Origin of the sequence: Niallia sp. FSL W8-0177, from assembly GCF_038006285.1 — a bacterium.
GTDB classification, from domain to species: domain Bacteria; phylum Bacillota; class Bacilli; order Bacillales; family Cytobacillaceae; genus Niallia; species Niallia circulans_A.
Window position 1 is genome coordinate 4,114,741 of sequence record NZ_JBBOUX010000001.1, and the last position, 22,609, is coordinate 4,137,349.

At 36.6% G+C, this 22,609-nt stretch carries 22 protein-coding genes, 1 pseudogene and 1 riboswitch; of the genes and pseudogenes, 1 reads left to right on the forward strand and 22 read right to left on the reverse strand.

The window, feature by feature from the left end:
* Window positions 1–110: 110 nt before the first annotated feature.
* From xynB to NST77_RS19970, 6 genes are all read right to left on the reverse strand, one after another.
* Window positions 111–1,715, reverse strand: coding sequence for a xylan 1,4-beta-xylosidase (xynB, locus tag NST77_RS19945; protein WP_095329363.1), 1,605 nt, complete (start codon window positions 1,713–1,715; stop codon window positions 111–113).
* Window positions 1,716–2,083: 368 nt separating this feature from the next.
* On the reverse strand, window positions 2,084–3,646 hold the full coding sequence (locus tag NST77_RS19950; protein WP_095329362.1) for a malate:quinone oxidoreductase: 1,563 nt from the start codon (window positions 3,644–3,646) through the stop codon (window positions 2,084–2,086).
* 237 nt (window positions 3,647–3,883) lie between these two features.
* On the reverse strand, window positions 3,884–4,711 hold the full coding sequence (locus NST77_RS19955) for a MetQ/NlpA family ABC transporter substrate-binding protein (RefSeq protein ID WP_341123452.1): 828 nt from the start codon (window positions 4,709–4,711) through the stop codon (window positions 3,884–3,886).
* 18 nt (window positions 4,712–4,729) lie between these two features.
* Entirely contained in the window at window positions 4,730–5,392 is a 663-nt protein-coding gene (locus tag NST77_RS19960; protein ID WP_163187333.1) for a methionine ABC transporter permease, read from the reverse strand.
* The gene (locus NST77_RS19965) at window positions 5,385–6,134 is read right to left on the reverse strand and encodes a methionine ABC transporter ATP-binding protein (RefSeq protein ID WP_123258579.1); all 750 of its coding nucleotides are present in this window, start codon (window positions 6,132–6,134) and stop codon (window positions 5,385–5,387) included. The genes NST77_RS19960 and NST77_RS19965 overlap by 8 nt, the downstream gene beginning before the upstream one ends.
* A 97-nt stretch (window positions 6,135–6,231) precedes the next feature.
* Window positions 6,232–6,849, reverse strand: a complete 618-nt coding sequence (locus NST77_RS19970; RefSeq protein ID WP_163187331.1) for a LysE/ArgO family amino acid transporter — start codon at window positions 6,847–6,849, stop codon at window positions 6,232–6,234.
* Window positions 6,850–6,974: 125 nt separating this feature from the next.
* Here NST77_RS19970 and NST77_RS19975 point away from each other — a divergent pair.
* A pseudogene (locus NST77_RS19975) lies at window positions 6,975–8,430 on the forward strand (aminotransferase-like domain-containing protein).
* A 16-nt stretch (window positions 8,431–8,446) separates the two neighbouring features.
* On the opposite strand, the gene NST77_RS19980 reads toward NST77_RS19975, so the two are convergent.
* The 16 genes from NST77_RS19980 to yeiL all read right to left on the reverse strand — a co-directional run bounded on the left by NST77_RS19980 (window position 8,447) and on the right by yeiL (window position 22,558).
* Window positions 8,447–9,103: a FusB/FusC family EF-G-binding protein gene (locus tag NST77_RS19980; protein WP_163187327.1), complete on the reverse strand. Its 657-nt coding sequence runs from the start codon at window positions 9,101–9,103 to the stop codon at window positions 8,447–8,449.
* Between the two features lie 128 nt (window positions 9,104–9,231).
* A complete protein-coding gene (locus NST77_RS19985; RefSeq protein ID WP_095329355.1) occupies window positions 9,232–9,507 on the reverse strand; it encodes a CD3324 family protein in 276 nt (91 codons plus the stop codon).
* Window positions 9,508–9,733: 226 nt separating this feature from the next.
* Window positions 9,734–10,714, reverse strand: a complete 981-nt coding sequence (locus tag NST77_RS19990; protein ID WP_341123453.1) for an LLM class flavin-dependent oxidoreductase — start codon at window positions 10,712–10,714, stop codon at window positions 9,734–9,736.
* Between the two features lie 20 nt (window positions 10,715–10,734).
* Entirely contained in the window at window positions 10,735–11,730 is a 996-nt protein-coding gene (locus NST77_RS19995; protein ID WP_163187323.1) for an LLM class flavin-dependent oxidoreductase, read from the reverse strand.
* A gap of 91 nt (window positions 11,731–11,821) precedes the next feature.
* Complete coding sequence (locus NST77_RS20000) at window positions 11,822–12,124, reverse strand: DUF3219 family protein (protein WP_163187321.1); 303 nt, start codon at window positions 12,122–12,124, stop codon at window positions 11,822–11,824.
* Between the two features lie 56 nt (window positions 12,125–12,180).
* The gene (locus NST77_RS20005; protein WP_163187319.1) at window positions 12,181–13,278 is read right to left on the reverse strand and encodes a sensor histidine kinase; all 1,098 of its coding nucleotides are present in this window, start codon (window positions 13,276–13,278) and stop codon (window positions 12,181–12,183) included.
* Window positions 13,278–13,955 (reverse strand): response regulator transcription factor, encoded by a 678-nt coding sequence (locus tag NST77_RS20010; protein WP_163187317.1) that lies wholly within the window; start codon window positions 13,953–13,955, stop codon window positions 13,278–13,280. The genes NST77_RS20005 and NST77_RS20010 overlap by 1 nt, the downstream gene beginning before the upstream one ends.
* A gap of 98 nt (window positions 13,956–14,053) precedes the next feature.
* Window positions 14,054–14,869 carry an ABC transporter permease gene (locus NST77_RS20015; protein WP_341123454.1) on the reverse strand — a complete coding sequence of 272 codons (816 nt, stop codon included), beginning with the start codon at window positions 14,867–14,869 and terminating at the stop codon, window positions 14,054–14,056.
* A complete protein-coding gene (locus NST77_RS20020) occupies window positions 14,866–15,897 on the reverse strand; it encodes an ATP-binding cassette domain-containing protein (protein ID WP_445668910.1) in 1,032 nt (343 codons plus the stop codon). The genes NST77_RS20015 and NST77_RS20020 overlap by 4 nt, the downstream gene beginning before the upstream one ends.
* 247 nt (window positions 15,898–16,144) lie before the next feature.
* The gene (locus NST77_RS20025) at window positions 16,145–16,486 is read right to left on the reverse strand and encodes a zinc ribbon domain-containing protein YjdM (RefSeq protein WP_163187315.1); all 342 of its coding nucleotides are present in this window, start codon (window positions 16,484–16,486) and stop codon (window positions 16,145–16,147) included.
* Between the two features lie 83 nt (window positions 16,487–16,569).
* Window positions 16,570–17,040: an LURP-one-related/scramblase family protein gene (locus NST77_RS20030; RefSeq protein ID WP_286167765.1), complete on the reverse strand. Its 471-nt coding sequence runs from the start codon at window positions 17,038–17,040 to the stop codon at window positions 16,570–16,572.
* 271 nt (window positions 17,041–17,311) lie between these two features.
* Window positions 17,312–18,583, reverse strand: coding sequence for a protoglobin domain-containing protein (locus NST77_RS20035; RefSeq protein ID WP_163187313.1), 1,272 nt, complete (start codon window positions 18,581–18,583; stop codon window positions 17,312–17,314).
* A 459-nt stretch (window positions 18,584–19,042) separates the two neighbouring features.
* Window positions 19,043–19,798, reverse strand: a complete 756-nt coding sequence (locus tag NST77_RS20040; protein ID WP_095329345.1) for an amino acid ABC transporter ATP-binding protein — start codon at window positions 19,796–19,798, stop codon at window positions 19,043–19,045.
* An 18-nt stretch (window positions 19,799–19,816) separates the two neighbouring features.
* Window positions 19,817–20,563 (reverse strand): amino acid ABC transporter permease, encoded by a 747-nt coding sequence (locus tag NST77_RS20045; RefSeq protein ID WP_163187311.1) that lies wholly within the window; start codon window positions 20,561–20,563, stop codon window positions 19,817–19,819.
* 64 nt (window positions 20,564–20,627) lie between these two features.
* Window positions 20,628–21,464, reverse strand: coding sequence for a transporter substrate-binding domain-containing protein (locus NST77_RS20050; protein ID WP_163187309.1), 837 nt, complete (start codon window positions 21,462–21,464; stop codon window positions 20,628–20,630).
* Window positions 21,465–21,571: 107 nt separating this feature from the next.
* A riboswitch (Lysine riboswitch) is annotated at window positions 21,572–21,753 on the reverse strand.
* 133 nt (window positions 21,754–21,886) lie between these two features.
* Complete coding sequence (gene yeiL, locus NST77_RS20055) at window positions 21,887–22,558, reverse strand: transcriptional regulator YeiL (RefSeq protein WP_123258585.1); 672 nt, start codon at window positions 22,556–22,558, stop codon at window positions 21,887–21,889.
* Window positions 22,559–22,609: the final 51 nt, after the last annotated feature.

Here is a 22,609-nt window from a genome sequence, read left to right on the forward strand (position 1 = left end):
AAATGAAATGTTAGCACTTTCATTTTTACTTCCGCATATATAAGAGCATATTATGTGCTAGAAGTGAAAAAGAAAAACCCAGGAGCTAAAATTTTCCTGGGTTTTTACCATTATTCGTTTTCCTGATAGCGGAAATATTTAAAGTCTGCTGGTATATTTTGACCACTTGTATCTTGACATTGCATTCCAACAAATGCTCCGGTAAAGAAGCCGCCGCCGCGAATATAATCATCAGATAGTTTTTTTGATTCAAATACTATATCTAGTTTATTCCACTCTTCTTTATCAAATGAGTAAGAGTAGTAGTAATATTCATTTTCGACTGTGACTCTTAAGTAAATATATTCTGTTTCGGTTGGAACAATTATTTTCTCCTTCAATGGTTGAGAGAAAGAAAAGTTGTCATTAACCGTTAAATCAAGGATGCGTCCAAGATTTTCATCATAGGTCACTTGCAATGCTGTCCAATTTTCAGTGTTGTAGTAATTTACTAAACCTGCAGCCTGCTGAATATTCTCGGGCGTAAAGGCTACGGCTGTTTCCGCTTCAAATTGAAGGCTTTGCCAGCGTCTAGCAACAAAAGATTGTGTAAAGGTTGATGTTAATGATTCTTGGCCAAATAAGCGTAAATGATGAGGTCTTTCTGATAAAGAACCTAATTGTTCTGTAAAAGGAATACGCAATGTTTGGAAATTGATATTAAGATTATCTTGCTCAAATTCATCGACAACTGGATAAGTTGGAGGGAATTTTGTTTCCGGAATCTTTGGAGCTTCTACTTCCAAGCTCCCCTCTTTTCCGCCAACTACATATGGCCAGCCATCTCTCCACTCCAGCTTCTGAATCGCTGTTTCCCTTCCTAAAGGACAATATCCCCTTTGTTGAATAATAGAATCATCATCTGGATGAATAGGACGTCCAGTTAAATGAGCTAAATACCATTCATCTGTATGGGTGTGGACAATAGAAGCATGCCCACATTTTTGCAATGGATTTCTAGGATTATGCCAGGAAGTTAAAAGTGGGTTATGCGGATGTACCTCATAAGGCCCTTCTATATTTTTGGAACGTGCAATTGTTGCAGCATGCTCATATTTCGTTCCGCCTTCTGCTGTTAATAAATAATAGTAATCGCCAATATGATAAAGATGAGGTGCTTCTGTTAATTTGATATCTGTGCCCTTGAAAATTATTTGCGGCTTGTTAATTAATTTTTTCTGTTTTGTAGAGTATTCCTGCATAACAATTCCGCCGAAGGAATGACGGTCAATGCGCTGGTCCCACAGCATATTTAATAAATATTTCTTGCCATCCACGTCATGAAACAAGGAAGCATCAAAACCAGAACTATTTAATTTAATCGGCTCTCCCCAATCCCCATCTACCGTTTCGGAAGTAACCAAATAGTTGTGACAATCTTTCCAAGCTCCATCCACTACTTTTACATCCGTGTAAATAAGCCAAAACTTCCCGTCGCTATAACTTAAGCAAGGAGCCCAAACACCGCCAGAGTTAGGATTTCCTTTCATATCTAGTTGGGAAACTCTTTGTAATGGATGTGCAACTAATTCCCAGTTGACCAAATCCTTTGAATGATGTATTTGTACTCCTGGAAACCACTCAAAGGTAGATACTGCGATATAGTAGTCTTCATCGACTCTGCAAATGCTTGGGTCTGGATTAAATCCTTTCAGTACAGGGTTGATAATTTTCATTTAAAAAATCCTCCTTATGAATAACGATTTAAATAGACTAATATTTTTCTAATAATAGATTGCTATCTATAAAATTTCCTGAAGCTAATAATTGAAAAAAGCAACTTCAAATGTTAGTTAGTTTGTTATATAAACTAAGTTAACCACGTTTTGAAAGCGCTTGTCAATCATTTCGCAAAATTTATATCATTTTTCTATACATTTAGAAAAAACATAGGAATAGCGACGCTTCTATGCATTTCCTCCAAAAGAAAAACTTCCATCTCATGATGAAAGTTTCTTAAAAATAAATGTATCTGATTTTATATTAATCGCTCAAAAAAATTTTTTTCTCTTATAAGTTGAATGGCTTAACAATCTAATTTCGATTAATGATGAATAGGTCTTTTTTCAGACAATTGCAATGTTTCTGCTGTTAATGTATGAACGTCATGCAATAGCTGAGGATTTTCTTTTAGGGATAATCCATACGACGGGATCATTTCCTTTAATTTTGGCTGCCATTCTGGCATTTTTTCTGTAAAACATTTCTGGATTACTTTCAGCATAACGTGAACAGCAGTAGAAGCACCAGGTGAAGCACCAAGCAATGCTGCTATAGAACCATCTGCCGCACTTACAACCTCTGTTCCAAATTGAAGGGTCCCTTTCCCGCCAGCTTCTGTATCCTTTATCACTTGCACACGCTGCCCAGCTACCACAAGATCCCAATCTTCCGCTTTGGCATTCGGGATAAATTCACGTAATTCTTCTATTCGCTTTTCTTTTGAAAGCATAAGCTGCTGGATTAAATAGCTGGTTAAGGACATATTTTTTGCACCAGCTGCCAGCATTGTTAACAAATTATCTGGCTTAACAGATGTAATTAAGTCAAACATGGAGCCTGTCTTCAAGAACTTAGGCGAAAAACCAGCAAACGGGCCAAAAAGCAATGATTTCTGATTATCAATGAATCGTGTATCTAAATGGGGAACGGACATGGGTGGCGCTCCAACCTTTGCTTTCCCATAAACCTTTGCATGATGTTTTTCAACTATTTCTTGATTTTTGCAGACTAAAAATATACCACTAACTGGGAATCCACCCATATGTTTTCCTTCGGGGATACCAGATTTCTGCAATAAATGTAAACTGCCGCCGCCACCGCCAATAAAGACGAATTTAGCAGCATGTCTTTCGACTGTACCACTATTTAGATTTTGTACCTTTGCTTCCCATAAGCCATCATTCGTTCGTTTTAAATCATTTACACTGTGCTTGTAGTTAATTTCTACACCTTTTTTCAATAAATCAGCAAACAGCAAACGGGTTAAGGCACCGAAATTCACATCTGTTCCAGAATCAATCTTTGTCGCGGCTATCGGTTCTTTTAATTCACGATTTTGCATAATGAGGGGTATCCATTCATTTAGTTTTTCGGGATCCTTTGAGAATTCCATTCCGTTAAATAGCGGATTACTTACCATTGCCTCAAAACGTTTCTGTAAAAAAGCTACATTTTTTTCCCCTAGAACTAAACTCATATGTGGCAATGGTCTAATAAAGTCTTGTGGATTATGTAATACTTGATTATTTACAAGATGAGACCAAAATTGCAAGGAAACTTGAAACTGTTCGTTAATTTCTATCGCTTTACTTATGTCTACAGAGCCATCTGGTTTTTCTACCGTGTAGTTCAATTCGCATAGTGCCGCATGACCTGTTCCTGCATTATTCCATTCATTCGAGCTTTCCTCACCTGCACTAGCTAATTTTTCAAACACTGTAATTTTCAAATTTGGGTCTAATTCTTTTAAAAGCGTTCCTAGAGTTGCACTCATAATCCCGGCACCAATTAAAATAACGTCTGTTTTCGTCTCTCGTCTGCTCATTTTAACCTTCCTTATACTTTTATTTTCAGAAAGAATGTAAGCGTTCCCTTTTTGATGCATTAAAGTAAACAAGGAATTATTAAAGCTATCATCTTTTCTGGATCAAGCATCACCTTGTTACAGCCCAACTTATTTTCAAAAAATTTTAAATAGTTACCTATAATTATACGCTAATTATTCATTTTTTTAAAGCCAGAATTTTCCCAAAAAGAAAGCCTTATCCTTGTTAGAAATTAGGATAAGGCATTGATATGCTATTTATCAGTGAAATATGACTGTCTGAGAAAAACCTCTTATTTAAAATGCAGGAATTGCTGTTTCGTCATATTTTTCTTCTAAAAATTTACGGACCTCTGGGCTAGTCATTGCTTCTGCAAGCTTTTGAATAGGTTCCCAATCTGCATTATCTTTACGAGCAACTAATGTAATCGCAAAATCATTTTCTACCCCTTCTACTAACAAGGCATCACTTTTTGGTGTTAAGCCAAGTGGAGATGCATAAGCAGGTGTCATCACGACTAGATCAGCATCATCATACATTCTTGCCAGCATTAATAAGTCAACTTCCTCAAACTTATAGTTTTTCGGATTTTCGATAATATCCGCTTTGGTGTAATAAGGGCCTGTTTTCTCTTTTAACTTAATGACATCATGTTGAGCCAATAATGCCAAAGAACGGTCTATATTGGATACATCATTAGCAATGGCAATTACAGCACCATCTGGCACATCATCCATAGAATCATATTGTTTTGAATAAACACCATAATTTGCAAAATAGATAGCTTTTACTGGCACTAATTCAGCGTTATTACTTCGGTTGAACTCTTCCATATAGGGGACATGCTGGAAGAAATTTGCATCCACATCCCCTGCCGCAAGTGCCGTATTCGGCTGTACATTATCACTTAATACTTTAACATCAAGGTTAATACCTTCCTCTGCTAGTGTTGGTTTTACTAGATCAAGAATTTCCGTCATTGGTGGTATTAAAGACGCAACCTTTAGTGTTACTTCTTCTTTTTCCTTAGTATTTGTTTGCTTTTTATCTGTTTCTGCCTTTTCTTTCCCGCAAGCTGCTAAAAGAAATAGGCCAATTATCATTAAAAATAATATTTTTTTCATTTTCTTATCTCCTATCATTTACCTTTTATCAATTACTTTTGCTATTGCTGTACCAGTAAATTGTATAGCCTGTACTAATATGACCATAATAATAATCATATAAATCATTAAATCAGTTTTAAATTGTTGATATCCATAACGAATCGCAAAATCTCCAATACCGCCGCCGCCAACAACTCCCATAATGGTTGAATAAGAAATAAAGCTGATAATCGAGGTTGTTAGTCCTAAAACAAGTCCAGAACGAGCTTCTACGTAAAGAAATTTGAAGATAACTTCTCTGACAGATGCCCCCATTGAAATGGCTGCTTCGATTACGCCTTTTGGCACTTCTAGTAATGATTGCTCCACTAAACGAGCATAATGGGCGATGGCAATAATCGATAATGGGACTGTTGCAGCTGCTGTACCCATAGCCGTTCCAATGATGATTCTCGTAAATGGAATAAGAAAGACTACTAATAATAAAAATGGAAAAGAACGAATAATATTTACTATTAAGTTCAGTATAGAAAAAATAATTTGATTTTCGAGCATCCTTCCTTTTCTACTCAAGAAAAGCAATGTCCCGACTGGCAGTCCGATGATAATCGCTGCTAGAATAGACATTCCTACCATTACAAATGTCTCCCCAATAGATTGCCAAATTTCCAATCGATATTGAATTAATATCTCAGGCATAATCTATTTCACCATCCTTTTTCAGCTGTTCTACTAACCTTTTGGAGGTGTTATTTATTTGCTGAATTCCTTTTGGCTCAATTGCAACGGTATCATAAATTTCTCCATCTTCCAAAACCGTCACTCGGCTACAGATACTTTTTATTACTTCCATCTCATGACTGACGATTACAATCGTTACACCTAGACGCTTATTAACATCCTCTAGAACATGCAAGATTTCCCCTGTCGTTTTTGGATCAAGGGATGAGGTTGGTTCATCACATAATAATACTTGCGGATTATTCGCAATTGCGCGTGCTATCGCTACACGCTGCTTCTGACCTCCGCTTAATTGTGCAGGATATTTACCCATAAAGCTTTCCAATCCAACAAATCGGAGACACTCTATTACTCGATTTCGTCTGTCTTTTCTTGAATAGTTAGCCAATTCTAAAGACACTAGCACATTATCATAAACGGTCTTATTTGCAACAAGATTAAAGTGTTGAAATATCATCCCAATTGATTGGCGGGCTTGTCGAAGTTCTTTATAGTTAAGGCTGGTCAGCTCACGGCCGTCCACTAGCACTTTTCCTGTTTCGGGAACTTCTAATAAATTCATTAGCCGCAGCAACGTGGATTTACCAGCACCACTCGCCCCAATAATACCGAAAATTTCTCCTTTATGTATCGCTAAAGAAATAGACTTAATGACTTCATCATCCGCAAAACGTTTACTAACATTACGCAATTGAATCATTACATAACCCCCCCTTTTTCATTTGCAGGGCACTTACAACCTTCTCATTATAGCGAAATATAAAGGAGATGTCATTCTGAATGCCCAAAGCGGGATGTCATTTTAAAATTATTAGATTTAAGCCTAAATAAAGAGCCATCGCCCAAATAATAACTGCTGATACTTGGTTAATGTGTTGAATCAGCTTTCCACGCCCGGTGATTTGTCCGATCTTTCTCCCTGCTATTGCCAACAAACAAAACCAAATCCATGAAACACCTATACAAGCGGCAGTAAACATGATTTTCTCCTCTCCTGTATAGGCTAAGGAACTTGTACCGATGACGCCAATGGTATCGAGAATAGCATGTGGATTTAATAGAGAAACAGACGCAGCAAATGCTATTTGGCGGCGTGGAGAAAAGAGTTTTTGTTCTTGCTTGTTCCCCACCACGGCTGCCGTTTTCCACATAGACCAACCCATATAAGCTAAGAAAAAGAAGCCAACAGTAAAAAGCATTGTTCTCACCCATTCAAAGGTAAAAACCACTACTGAAACACCTGCAACTGCTAAATAAATAAGCAAACTATCACAAATACTAGCCGTAATTATGGCCGGTAATACATAACTAAATTTTTTATGCGTTGCTCCTTGATTAAATATAAATATATTTTGAACGCCTAATGGTAGTATTAACCCAAACGCTAATATCATTCCATGTAATAATGGTTCCATCCTTATTCCCCCTTGCTTTATTGAGCATAGCGAAGAATAGGCTATCTGTCTCCATCCAATTGGATGGTTACAAACCCAACCATTTTGTTAAAATAAAAGAAAAAAGAAGGGGGAGCCAACAATTCATGGCAGAAATGGAATGGAAGCCACAAAAGGATTCAACCGTTTCCTTACACCAACAAATTACTACCTATCTGAAAAAGAAAATAATTCATGGAGAATGGACGATTGGGATGAAACTCCCTTCTCAAAGAAGCTTAGCAGAGCAATTTGCAGTCAACCGGAGCACCATTGTTACAGCACTCGAAGAATTGGCTGCGGATGGGTTAATTGAAACAAAAATGGGAAGTGGAACAAAGGTAATAAATAACACATGGAGTTTACTCGCCTCCACTCCGCCTCCTGATTGGATTAGTTATGTTAAATCGAGCATTCATCGACCGAACATCTCCATTATTCAAAAAATTAATAAAGCCGAAGCAAATCCGAATATTATCAGACTTGGTACTGGCGAGCTTTCTCCAAAGCTATTACCTAAGGCACGGATGGAAGAAATGTTTCACCAGAAGGGCAACCTAAGCTTGTCACTTGGATATACCGAGCCTAAAGGAAGTTTAGCTTTGCGACAAGCGGGTTAGTTCTTATTTAAAAAAGAAGGGAATTATCGCTACCTCTGAGTCGATCTTGATTGTTTCAGGCGGGCTCCAGGCACTTCAATTACTATCCCTTGGTCTCTTAAAGCGAGGATCAGCCATTTTTCATGAAACACCATCCTATTTAAATTCCATCCATGTCTTCCAATCAGCAGGAATGCACTTATTAGGCCTGCCGCTTGATGAAGAAGGAATCACCTGTCATAGCATTGGACGACTAAAAAGACAGCATCAAGCCGGGCTGTTGTATACAATTCCTAATTATCATAACCCTACTGGCATTGTCATGTCTGAAAGGAGACGAAAGGAGTTACTAGCAATTAGTCAAAAAGAAGCAATACCTATTATTGAGGATGATGTATATGGAGATTTATGGTTAGAAACTCTCCCGCCCAAGCCCTTAAAAGCACTTGATACACAAGGAAACGTTCTCTATATCGGAAGTATGTCCAAAACATTAAGTCCAGGACTGCGAATTGGTTGGATTGTAGGACCTGAACCAGTTATCGAGCATTTAGCCGATATTAAGATGCAGACAGACTATGGTTCAAGCAGTTTATCTCAATTTGCTGTAGAAAGATGGCTGCAAAACGGATGGTATGAGGATTTCTTAACAGAAGTAAGAGCAGAGCTAAGACTGCGAAGAGATTTTACAAATGATCTATTAAAGAAATATTTCTCTGATATTGCTGAGTGGACAGTACCTAATGGTGGATTCTACATCTGGCTGAAATTAAAACCAATGATATCTTCACGTAAGCTATTTGAGATTTCTCTTAAAGAGGGAATTCTTATCAATCCAGGCATCGTATACGATAAAGCAGATGACCGGCATCTGCGAATATCCTACTCCTATGCTTCATTAGAAGAATTAGAAAAAGGATTAATAACCTTAGCACAGCTTATCAGCAGGGTAGCAAAGGGATGATTCTACCGAGGAGTCCTCAGTAGAGTCGACCCTCTGCGGTCAATAAAAATTCTTGCAAATAAGCGGTATTGGCTATGTTCTTATTGCATTCGCTACTTTCTATACAAATCAGGTTTCCGATAGCCTTGTAATAATCCGCATTTTTAGGTTTCTTGTCTTTGGTAATCGTTGAAAAATAGGCAACCTCTCCAAAGCTGTTGCAAAAGGAACAAATATTTTTTTTATTAGTCGGGGTCATTTTCCCTTCCATCCCTACTAATTTTCCATCTATTTCATAAATGATATATTTTCTATTAGATTTTCCATCTATCCAGCTTAAATAGGTTAATTTATGAAGGTCCATTGTTGCGAAATCAGGTAATCTTAATTTCTTTTGCTTTGGGAATAATTTTTTTAACTGTTGTTCTGTAATTTTTGGAAATGGCAATACATACGTTGCAAGTCGCTCTATATATTGTTCATATTCATCCTTTGTTTTCCATTTGGAAATATTCAATAACTCTTGCTGAGAGCTTGTTGCTTGTGGAAAAAGCTCAAATATTTTCGCCTGAGCTAAGTCGATTACTGCAGCTAACACTGGTTTAGGTAAACTTTTATTCATACTATCTTTAATGTTGGAAATTTGCTTTTTGATAAAATTCAATTGTTCATTTTTTATAAATGGTTCTGTCATTTCATTCTCTCCTATTAATGGGATGTTCTCTCTTCCTATTTTAGTAAAGACACTCTTTTTCTAAAATGGAAAAGATGACTAAGAAACGATTTTTACATAAAAAAAACACTGATGAAAGCTCACCAGTGCTATTCTTTATTTTTATGTGAATAGACGATTTTCTTAATTGTTTCTGTGGAGAGATGGTATTCCTTCGCTAATGCTTGAATGCTGCTTCCATTTGCAAAGGCAGCTTTTATCGCATTATTTCTGCGATCCAGCATTAGCCTTCCCCCACTTGAAGTACCCCACTTCTTATGGGCATTTTCTTGCTTTGGAATATACAAGGTCTCGCCCTGGATATATTTTTGAATTTCCAAAATAAGCTTTTCAGGTAAAACATTCATTGCGTTCGTATACTTCAATTTTGCCCGCTCCCTTATTTTTTATTTTTGTCTAAAATAAGGTGCAAAGCCAAAATATTAGTCAGCGATAAAATTAGTTGTTTCGCCCCATGCAAAGTATCGCCTTTCTAATAATAGGCTTTGCATGAGTGGAAGTAGTATCAGACAATCGTATGTGATTCTCCAACTGTAAGCACCCCCTTTTTCATTATTATAGCTAATTTTATCAAGTGTTTACATGAAAATTTCAAAGAAGCGCTTCTGCCAGCAGTGTATAGGATTGCATTTTTTCTTCAAAATCATAAATGTTCGTAATAATCATCATTTCTTCGGTTTGGTAGACTTTACTTAATCGGAGCAGCTCTTCTTTAACTTTTCCTGGGGTTCCAATGATGGCCCGTTTGCGATTTTTTCTTATGATTGCTTTATCTTCTTCCGAAAGCACTATATTTTTTGCCTCTTCCTTGGAAAGAAGGAAAGTATCTTGTCCTTTTTCGATTGCTAACAGCCATAAATCTTGGCTTAATGCCATTTCTTCGGCTTCTTCTTGGGTAGGTGCACAAACAACAAATACACATACATTTGCCTGCGGATTTGCAAGAAAACTAGACGGCTGGAAGTTCTCTCTATAATGTTGCATGGCAATACTTCCGCTAATCGGGTTTATAAAGTGGCCATAAGTAAAAGCAGTTCCCTTTTCAGCGGCTAATCTAGCTCCCCGTTGTGAGACACCGAGCATCCACATTTCTGGCTGCGTTTCAACAGAAGGATAAGCTTGAACCTCATAATCAGGCGAAGAACCTATAAGAAATTCTTGAAGTGCCGTTACTTGGCGAGGAAATTCATTTAGGCTTTTTCTAATCCCATCTGTAAGAGCCAAACGAGTTGGGGTAGACCCACCTGGAGAACGGCCAATTCCTAAATCGATTCGATTCGGATAAAGTGCTTCTAACACTTTAAAATCTTCTGCAATTTTAAAAGGACTATATTGGGGCAGTAAAACGCCCCCTGAGCCCATACGAATTCTGTTTGTCTGAGCAGCAATACTCGATATAAGTATCTCCGGGGAGGTACCAGCGATGCCATTTGAGTTATGATGCTCCGCAACCCAAAAACGAGTGTAGCCAAGCTCCTCTGTTTGTTTTGCCAATTTAATGGTATTTGCGAGAGTCATGCTCGCATTCCCATTCTTACTTATTACAGATTGATCAAGTACACTTAATTTCACTTAAATACCTCCTTTCTTTTTCACCAAACTTCCTTGGCAATTAGCTCATATGACTTTATTCGTCTCTCATAGCTATTAGTAATGGTTACAATCATGATTTCATCAACACTGTAGGCAGACTGCAACTCAGCTAATTGTTGTTTCACTTCTTTTGGGTTTCCAATCATCATCTTTTTGCGCATTTCTTGTATTCTTTCTTTCTCATCGCTTGTAAAAGAATAATTTCTTGCTTCTTCAAGAGTGGGAATCCCGTTATTTTTTTCGCCTTTATCTGTTTGGATTTTCGATAGGAACCAGCTTAAAGCAAGCTCTTCTGCTAGTTCGGAGGTTTCTGCGCAGATAACCGATACAGTTATGATAGCTTGTGGTTTTTGGAGACCGCTGCTCTGTCGAAAAGCATTTCTGTAAGTGTTGACAATCTCGATTCCATCTTTGTCACTCATAAAATGGCCAAATGCATAGGCAGTCCCATAACTTGCTGCTTGAATAGCACTTTTTTCACTTGTTCCGAGAATCCACGGAACAGGAGGAGTATCCGGAAAAGGATGGGCTGTTATTTTTGAAAACATCTGATCTGTTGGATAATTATTATATAAAAAATGGAGAAGATCTTTAATTGAGTTAGGCATATTTCGGACATTTTCTAAGAAATTCCCAGAAAGAGCTATCGAAGCTTCGGCAGATCCACCAGGTGCCCGTCCTATTCCTAGATCAATCCGATCGGGAAATAACGTTGCAAGCATATTAAATGTTTCTGCTACTTTATATGGTTTATAGTGTGGCAATAGTATGGCTCCTGCCCCAATTTTGATCTTTTCTGTATTGGCTCCGATATACCCAAGCATCACTTCTGGGGCAGAACTAGCAAGACCAGGGAAATCATGGTGTTCTGCAATCCAATATCTTGTGTATCCCAATTTTTCGCCCAATTGAGCAAGCTTCATCGATTCCTTAAGTGCCTCCTGCGCACTCTTCCCAGATAGTACAGGTGCTTGGTCTAAAATACTTAATTTCATAGAGATAACCGCCCTTTCCGTTTATAGAAGCCAAAAAACAGATCGCTCTATCCACTTAACGGTGATCTGTTTTGCTAAACCCCTTCTAAATTTATTCCACTTCCATTAATTCTAAAAAGAAACCACTCGTACTGTCTTCATCAGAGAAATTGGTATAGGAGGTGGAATACTGATTAATTTCCCCTCTAAATTTCAATGATGTATCAGGAATGCTGACATCGAATACATTCTCATATAAAAACTTCGTAACTACGTGGTATTCTTCCCCACCTCTTACTTTAAACTCAAAGCTTACTACCGTTAACAGCTTCTCTGATTTTTTACTTTTCACTTTTGCCTCTTTAAAATTTGAAACCGTTAATGCAAAATCATTTAAGAAAACCTTCTTAGCCATTCTAATCGCTCCTTGTTTAGAAAGTGAGGAACGGGTTTCTACTTACTGAGGTCGGGCTAATTGATCTCAATAGAGCCGTCCTTCTGCTTTCCTATTTTTACTGTTATCTCTGTTCCTTTTCCTATTTGGCTTTTGACTTGGATTTCGCCTTTATGCAAGTCTATGATTTTTTTGACAATAGAAAGACCGAGGCCGTTTCCTCCTGTATTTCGACTTCTTGATTTATCTGCTTTATAAAAGCGTTCAAATATATGCATGAGCGAATCCTGCTCCATGCCAATTCCTGTATCTTTTATTTTAACAGTAATAACCTTATTCTCCGATTTAAATGCCTTGACTGTTATAGTACCTCCTTTTGGCGTGAATTTTATACTATTATGAAGTAAATTAATCCAAACTTGATCTAGCATTTCTTCATCTGCCATAATTATTACGTTCGCAAGGGAGATATCCATATCTATTTCTTTTTCTGTCCATTGTGGTTCATTGGCAAGAATAATTCGACGAAGCTGTCGATCTAATCGGTACTCCTTTTGCTCCAAAGGTAAATGTTCCGATTCTAAAGAGGTAAGTTTTAATAGATTTTCACTTAATTTGGACAAACGGATGCTTTCCATTTCAATGATGTCCAAATAGTGATTGCGCTCTTGTGGACTCAAATCATCATTTTTCAAAGCATGAGCAAACCCACTAATAGAGGTTAAGGGAGACTGAATTTCATGAGACACATTGGAGATAAATTCCTGACGCATTTCCTCCATTTCTCCTAATTTTTCTGCCATATGACTAATGTTTGTTACTATTTGATAATAAGGATGATCATTGTCACCTTCTCTAAACTGATTTTTATAATAGGAAAGGTCAATATTAAAATTTCCTTCTGCTATCATTTTGATTGCTTGAATGATTGGGTATAAGTGTTTATCCTGCTTGGATCTAATCCACGGGATTTTTGAGATAACTGCTATTATGCATCCAAAGAGAAAGAATCCGGCAATGCAATTAATTAATTGTCTGATGAATTCGCTTGGTGTTACTTGGATTGCTTCATAAAACCATGCTGTTAACCAATAGGAGAAGGAACAGCATACCATTAGAAAAATAATAATTGCAAGAAAGCCTGCTATTCTTTTCATCCATTGTGAGAACTTCACTATTTAACCTCCAATCGATAACCAAGACCGCGAACTGTCGTTATTTTAAAGGGACAGTCCTCTTGGGCAAATCGCTGCCTTAGACGTTTTATATGAACATCAACGGTGCGCTCATCCCCCTCATAATCATAGCCCCATATATCTTCAATTAATTGTTCTCGCGAAAAAGTTTTCTTTTGATGGGTTGCAAGCTTAAATAATAATTCAAATTCCTTTAAAGGTAATGTACTTTCATCATCTCCAATAGAAATTTTATAGGTGTCTCGATTAATCACGACATTTCCTATCTTAATCTGATTGGAAACACTAATTTGGTAGCGCTTGAGAAGTACCTTCACCCTAGCAACTAGCTCAGCAGGAGCAAAGGGCTTCACTAAGTAATCGTCTGCTCCAAGTTCAAATCCTTTCACTTTTTGTGATGTTTCTCCTTTTGCTGTCAACATCAAGATTGGCATTATCTCTGTATAATAGGTTCGCACTTCACGGCAAAGTGTCCAACCATCCATATTCGGCATCATAATATCAAGGATAATTAAATCCATTTTTTCTTGCTCGAGTATAGACATCGCTGCTTCTCCATCTTCTGCCTCCACAATAGAGAAGCCTTCCTTTGTTAGAATGACACGGATTAATTCTCTAATATGTGGATCATCATCTACGACTAGTATTTTTGCCATATTATCATTCCTTTTAAAAAAATAAGGAGAACCGCTAATTTCATAGCCGTTCTTCTTCATAGATTATTCTTTATTCTACCATTTAATCCTTCAAAAAATTATGCGCGTCTCATATAAGCACGTACGGTAATCGGTGCAAAAATAGCTACTATTACGGCTGCTCCAATAAGAGAGATTGTGAAATCTAAGCCAATTGTTCCTGCGTTTGTTAGATCCCTAACTGCTGTAACTAAGTGAGAGATAGGATTAATTTTTACAAACCACTGAAGGAAATTAGGCATTGTGTCTGCTGGAACAAAGGCATTGGACAGAAATGTTAATGGAAACAAGACAATCATAGAAATTCCTTGTACACTAGAAGCAGTTCGTGAAATAACACCCAAGAAAGCAAAGATCCAACTGATTGCCCAAGAACAAACAATAACAAGAATTCCTGCCAAGATCACAAAGCCTATACCACCATCTGGTCGATAACCCATAATATATCCCATCGTAAACGTAAGAGTTGTGGCAATGGTATAGCGAATAGTATCAGCAAGCAATGCTCCTGCTAAAGGAGCAATTCTGGCAATCGGCAAAGACTTAAAGCGGTCAAACACTCCTTTATCCATGTCCTCCCTGAGCTGGACACCTGTTACCACTGATGTTGTAATAACAGTTTGAACGAGAATTCCCGGAATAATAATCGGTAAATAGTTTTGCACATTGCCAGAAATAGCTCCGCCAAAAATATACGTAAACATAAGAGTAAAAAGAATCGGCTGTAAGGTAACATCTGATAATTGTTCAGGTGTACGCTTTATCTTAAGCAAACCTCTATAGGCCATTGTTAATGAATTTCGCACTGCTTGACGAAAAGTGGAGTTTCTGTAAACTTTTTGTTCTCTGGTTGGTTTTAATGTAGTACTGCTCATACTAATCCCTCCCCTTTACTAGATTTATCTACATTTGCATTAGAACCAGTAATAGCTAGAAATACTTCATCTAATGTTGGCTTTTGCACACTTAATTCAGCCAATGGAATGCCAGCTGTCTTTAATGTCATAAGCAAATCGGTTACTTTATCCGCATCAGCCATTGGCGCTGTAATTTTTCCACCTTCTGCTGATACAGCTGATTGAACGTTAAGCACACGTTCCACAATCAGGCGAGCTTCCTGCATATTTTGTTCATTTTGAATACTTAAGTGTAAGGAGGAAGTCCCGATAGACCCCTTCAACTCATTCACTGTACCTTCTGCGACCACTTTTCCATGATCGATGACCGCAACTCGATCTGCAAGTTCATCTGCCTCTTGCAAGTACTGTGTTGTCAGCAGGACTGTTGATCCCCCTTTTACTAATTTCCTGATTGTCTCCCACATTTGATTACGCGTTCGTGGATCAAGTCCAGTAGTTGGTTCGTCTAAAAAAATAAGTGGCGGCTGTGCAATAAGGCTTGCAGCTAAATCCAGTCGTCTCCGCATTCCTCCTGAAAAATTTTTCAATGGACGTTTTGCTGCTTCTGTTAAGCCAAACTCTTCTAATAATTCCATTGCTTTACGTTTTGATTCGATACGCCCTAAACCTAATAACCGAGAAAAAATGATTAAGTTCTCTGTTGCGCTTAGGGATTCATCAACAGACGCATACTGACCTGTTACACCAATTAATTGGCGAACTTGCTGTGGCTCCTTTCCTATATCGTAGCCGAAAATCTTTGCAGAACCTGCATCTGCCTTCAACAAAGTTGCGAGCATTCTAATCGTAGTTGTTTTCCCTGCTCCATTAGGACCAAGCACCCCATAAATAGAACCTGTGCGAACCTGTAAATCCACACCATCTACAGCGCGATTATCGCCAAATACCTTTACCAGCCCTTCCGCTTCCACAGCCAGTTCTCTACTATCTATAATCTTTTTATTATTAGTCACTTGATTCAAAGTAAATCCTCCCTCTTTCATCTTATGTAGTGATAATAAATTATAAATATGAACTAAATATGAACTGGAATAAAGAGACGGATTGAAGCAAAGACAGAAGTCTTTTTGGAATGAAATAGACCTTTATTATCAATAATCCTATCTTTTTTTAGTGGAAATATTATATTTATCTTTTTTTGAAATAAGCGCACAAAGACGGTTCTACCGATGACAATTATATTAATTGCTCTCAGTAGAACCGTCTTTTGACTGCCTTGGCCTTAAAAGTCTATATTTTCTTCACAAATTCCGATTTTAATTTCATTGCTCCAAACCCTGCAATTTTACAATCAATATCATGATCGCCGTCTACTAAGCGAATACTTTTTACCTTTGTTCCTTGTTTTAAAACTGATGAACTCCCTTTTACTTTAAGATCCTTGATAACCGTAACGGTATCTCCATCATTCAAAACATTTCCATTTGCATCTTTGATAACTTTGCTATCATCATTTTCCTCTATATTGCTATTGAATATCCACTCATGTGCACATTCCGGACAAACTAAAAAAGTTCCATCTTCATATGTATATTCAGATTTGCATTTTGGGCAATTAGGCAAGGTGCTCATTATTTTATTCCTCCACTGGTTAATTTGTCTTTAAAAATATTATTATAACAAAAAGAAGGGAGCACCCTATGCTTCCCTTTTCATTAATCTACAGAGGCAGAAGATGCAGCTGCTTGGTCCGCCTTTACACAATTAATTGCAACAACCAAAGCAATGAGTATTGCTTCTGTTTCTTCCTTCAGTATCTGCACTTTATAGCTATCTCCCCAGGTAAACCACTCTTTGCTCACCCTGCCTACTTCTTCCTCATTCTGAAAAACACGGAAATCCATATCCCACCAATTCCCACTTACTTCAATGCCAGCAGCATCAATGGTGTAACGTGCTTTAAAGAAAGAAAGCTCTTTGTTAATCGTTAAAACATTTTCCCCATTGATTTCGATATAAAATTTCGGTAAAAGGCTAAAGACCTTTTTGGTAATTAGGGCAATTTGATTATTACTTGTATCCTTTATGGAGAAGGTTTTAGGGATTTTAAAAAAACTTCCTTCCACATAATAAACATCTTTTTCCTGTTGATCCTTGACTGTAAATTTTTCATTAAGGCTAAAAATCTTTTACTTCATATAGAGTTGTTTCATTCAGTGCCTCCATAATTAAAATAGTATCCTTTTCTCTACGAATAGCTGCCATCTGCTAAAGCTACTTTCGTATAAAAGAGATGTTATCCTTATATTCAACACTTTATGACATAATACCTTTCTCATTCACTCATTAAAGCAGTGACATACAACCAGTTATCTTCTAGTTAAATTATTGTTTACCTTTTCCTATAATTTATTTTGATTTCTTGCTAAAATTTCCTATTCCAATTCATTTATTTATTTAGTTAGCTAACATTTCAGCTGAATGAGTTATTTCATTTGTTGCTTGATAAAGTTGATTGACAATTAAATCACTGTTTTTTATCTCGGTAAATATTATTTCTGTTTTTTCTTTTGATTGTTGAACTGCCTGGACAATTTGATTAAAAAATTCGATTGTTTCTTCCGTGATTTTTTGGTTTTCTACGATACCCTGATTAAAATCGGTAACCGAAGCATGTACTTGTTTAACTTGTTGAGAAATATCCTTCACTAAGGAACCAATTTCTTCCGTAGATTGTTTAGTCAAACTCGATAATTTTCTAATTTCTCCTGCTACAACAGCAAATCCTTTGCCGTGTTCTCCTGCACGAGCTGATTCAATCGATGCGTTTAAAGCCAGAAGATTGATCTGATTGGCAATAGAAGTTACTACATCTACTACACTATCAATCCTTTGACTAACCATACTCATTTTGCTGATTTCGTCTTGCAGAACAAAAATCTGATTTTTTATCGAGCTCGCAGACTCTTTTTCTTGACCCATTCTGATTTTCCCGTCTTCGGACAATTTTTCTACTATTTGAATGGCTTGTCCGCCATCTTTAGTGAGTATTTGGATTTTTTCAAATTGGCTGATGAGCTCTTTTAATGAGGCACTTGTTTCTTCCGAAATTGCTGATAACTCATGAGCTGTTTCTCTCATCGTTCCCTGTATTTTTTCTTTTTCTGATTCCTTTACTTTACGAAGAGATTCTTCCCTTAATTCATAGGATTCTAATACCAGTTGTTGTTCTAGACTAAAGATTTTTTGGAGAGAACGAACAGCTTCAAATAATTCCGCTTTATTTTGAATTTCTTTGTAGAAAACTTCTATAATTGTATTCAGCAGCTGTTGAAAGGCATTAACATACCACTTCGTTCCTAATCCGATTTTGACATGGACATGGGCAATTCTTTTTCTCTGCATGACGTAAGATTCATTTACCTTCCCAGAAAATATTTCTTTAATATGGTGGTATAATGTTTTTCCAAGTTTTTCAACATTGCTATAGGTATTAATAATTGTAATTAAGGAAGGTTCCTTCCCAATAGTTTCATAAAATGAATCTACTAGTTGCTGTGCTTCTCTTTCTATAATTGGCTGCAAAACAAATAATCGCTTCACATCTAGCTCTGTTAATCCAATCATTTCAATTTGGGTTTGTAATTCTTTGGGCAAATTAAAATCAACTTGTATGGTTCCTAAAGAGGAAAAATATAATTCTTCCTTTTTCTTTCCTAATAAGAGCATAATGAGTCTCTCCTTGTTTGTTAGAAAATGTATATTTATAACTATTATACCATTATATATATAGGTAAATGGACTTATTGATGTATATTGATATAATTAAAGATTCCATTTTTTTATAAACCTTATTTATAATTAACTATTTATTTAAAAATAAAATTGACTCATCCAATATGAAAAACATCATTAAATTATTATACAAAAATAACATCGAAACTATAATTCCATATATAAATGGCCATAAAAAAAGAGAAGCCCATTGACTTCTCTTTATCTAGTTATGCTATCTACTCCACCTTGTCACTGCTGCTGTCATGCTAGAAATCACCATTTTTCTCTTTAAATCATCGGAACCTATTTCTCATCATAGAAGACATTAGAAAATTATACTGATTGCATCCGATTCTTTTACAGATGACTTACAAAAGAGACCCCACTTTAACAAGTCTTTCCATGCAAGTATTATAAGCTAACTTGTGGTTGTACAATGGTGCGCTTTAGGAATTCCTTCGTACGTTCTTGTGAAGGATGGTGGAAGATTTGTTCCGGACTTCCTTCTTCCGCAATAACGCCCTTGTCCATAAAGATAACCCTGTCTGACACTTCCTTTGCAAACTCCATTTCATGTGTTACCACTATCATCGTTAGGCCAGAATGTGCGAGCTCTTTCATAACCTTTAATACTTCTCCTACCATTTCTGGATCAAGAGCTGATGTAGGTTCATCAAATAGCATCACATCAGGATTCATGGATAAGGCTCTTGCGATTGCCACACGCTGCTTTTGACCGCCTGATAATTGTTTTGGCTTTGCATTAATATACTTGTCCATTCCCACAACATTTAAGTAATGCATTGCTACCTTTTCGGCCTCTTCCTTGGAGCGTTTTAAAACTTTTATTTGTCCTACTACACAATTGTTCAGTACGTTATGATTGTTAAATAAGTTAAATTGCTGAAATACCATTCCTAAATTTTTTCGGTAGACCGCAACATCATGTTTCTCATCCAGTATATTTTCGCCATGGTAGAGTATCTCCCCGCCACTTGGCTTTTCTAATAGATTTATACACCGAAGAAGCGTTGATTTACCAGAACCAGAGGAACCGATGATCGAAACTACTTCTCCTTTATTAACAGAAAAATCAATATCTCTTAATACTTCATGTTTCCCATAGGATTTATTCAAATGCTTGATATCAATAATTTTGTTGTCCAACCTTATTCACCTTCTTCCTTATTTTAGTTTACCCCTTAATGGTTGTGCATCTGTTCCGATAACAGTGTAGCTATCGGACCCTTCTAACTTTCTCTCCATATATAACAATATTCTCGTAACAATAAAGGTCATTACAAAGTAAATTAGACAAGCTACAAAGAATGATTCAAAATACTTAAAGTTATTTCCAGAAATTGATTTTGTTACAAAATATAATTCGGTAACAGAGATAACATTTAATACAGATGTATCCTTAATATTAATAACAAATTGGTTACCAGTTGCAGGTAAAATATTACGGATGACCTGTGGCAATACAACGTTCCACATTGTCTGCACATGATTCATTCCAATCGCATGTGCTGCTTCAAACTGCCCTTTATCAACAGAAATAATTCCCCCTCGAACGATTTCTGCCATATAGGCACCTGTATTAATGGAGACTACAATGATTGCTGCAGCAAAAACATTCATGTCTATACCAAATGCTAGCGCAGAACCATAATAAATCACCATTGCTTGAACAATCATTGGTGTTCCACGGAAGAATTCAATATAGATAGACAGGATGATATTAATTACTTTTAAAATAAACTTTTTTATGCCGCGTTCCGGTGTTGGAATAGTGCGGATAACTCCCGCAATCAATCCTATAGCAGCTCCAATAATGGTCCCTATCAAGGCAATGATAAGCGTTAACCCAGCACCACGAAGAAACATCGGCCAGTTTTCTGATATTATTTTAACGATCCACTCAAGACTCATTTTTTCTCCTCACTTACTATATAAAACCGCCTGTATAAAGATATACAGCCGGTTTTTTTCTTTTTTATTCTGCTGCTGGTTGATTTTTGATTGCATTATCCATCAAGCTTGTACGTTCTACCTCTGGGATATCTGCTAAGATTTTATTAATCTTCTCTGTTAAATCACTATCCTTTTGCAGCCCTACAGCAATGGATGTGTCTTCTTCTGATGTTTTAAATCCTTCCTTAAATTCAACCATTGCAAATTTATCATTTGCAGTTGATGCACTAACTGCTTCAGGACGTTCTGATACGTAGCCATCTATAACACCAGATTCTAAAGCAACCCTCATAGCTGGGAAGTTATCCATTGCTGTCTTTTTTTCTACCCCTTCAATTTGGTCAATGACAGAATAGTGAAAGGTATTTAGCTGTGCCGTAACTTTAGCTCCTTTAAAATCCTGGATAGAAGTAGCCTTTTCATACTTGCTGCCTTTTTTCACTACCATTACTAAATTTGATTTATAATAGCTATCTGAAAAGTCAACTGTTTCTTTACGTTCTGCAGTTGGTGACATCCCTGCTATAATAGCATCTATTTTCCCTGAAACTAACGCTGGTACTAGCCCGTCCCATTCTGTTTTCACAATGACTAATTCTTTTCCAAGACCTTCAGCCACTTTTTTAGCAATTTCCACATCATATCCACTAGCATATTCTGAAGACCCTTTGATTTTAACAGCTCCATTAGAATCAGTGTTTTGTGTCCAGTTAAAAGGAGCATATCCCGCTTCCAGTCCTACTCTAAATGTATTGTCATCTGATGATCCAGAAGCTGACTTATCGCTTGTTCCACAGCCTGCCAATAAAAGAATGGCTGAGACCATTAAAACCATCATCATTAATAATTTGTTTCTCATGTTGTCTCTCCTCCTATTTTTCTTTCAATCTACTAAAACAAAAAAACGACCTGAGATCAACTCAGGTCGTAGTATATGCAATAGCCCTAAAGTCCTCTCTTTATCCCAAATGAGATAGCACAACTCAATAAACTAGGCGTTTATTGAGACAGTCCTGCAGCTCTTAACTACAGACCCAGCATGTAATACGGAGAAATATTACAAACTTCGGCGACATTTCCTTCTCCTTAGCATCATAGCTTCTCAAACTCCACTAAAGACTGTTAAATATCGCGCCTCTACCTCACTGTAAAAAAGTGAGGTCTTATTCAATTAATTTTAATAGTACCGTATTTTGGCAAGATTCGTCAACACGTTTTTCCTTTCTAGTTTTTTCCTTATTTAATTTCACCCTGTCTTGTTAAAAAAATTTTTCCTGTGAATTATTTATTCTTTAACGCCTCTGCAAGTTTCCTTAAAGACTGATATTCCTTTATTTGATAATTCCTTCCGTCCTTTTGTAAATATTGTTTTTCACAAAATTTTGTAAGCATGTATAACAAATGGCGATAGGATACCCCTAAATAATCACAAACAATTACATGTTTCTCCTTATAAATTCCATTGTCTGCCGTTTGCAAGATAAAATCTGCAAGTCTATTTTCAAGGGGAAAAGCGAGAGTTTGCGAATACTTAGCTGCCATTACTGTTGCCTTTTCACTTAAAAACCTTGTAAGCTCACGCAAAAACTTAGCATCCTCCAATAATTTTGTTCGGTAATAATAAAATGGAAGAGCAAAACAAATAACTTTAGTTGATGCTTGTATGCCCTTTGTATAATACACATCATGCAGTAATTCCATTTCGCCAATATAATCATTTGCATTAATGAAATTTATTAAAGATACCTTTCCATTTTGATGTGTTACATATATTTTCGCTTTTCCTTCCATTACAAAAAATAAATAATCCGGTCTCATTCCTTCTTTTATAATCCATTCATCCCGCTGATATTCATGAATTTCTATATATTCTTCTACTTGGAAAGAAAATAGATCAGCAATTGAAGTCCTTGTTAAAAATTGCTGCTTTTTATCTTCTTTGTAAATTTGCATCTTCTGCCTCCATAAATAAGAGATATCTCCTATTATTTATCTTTACTTCTA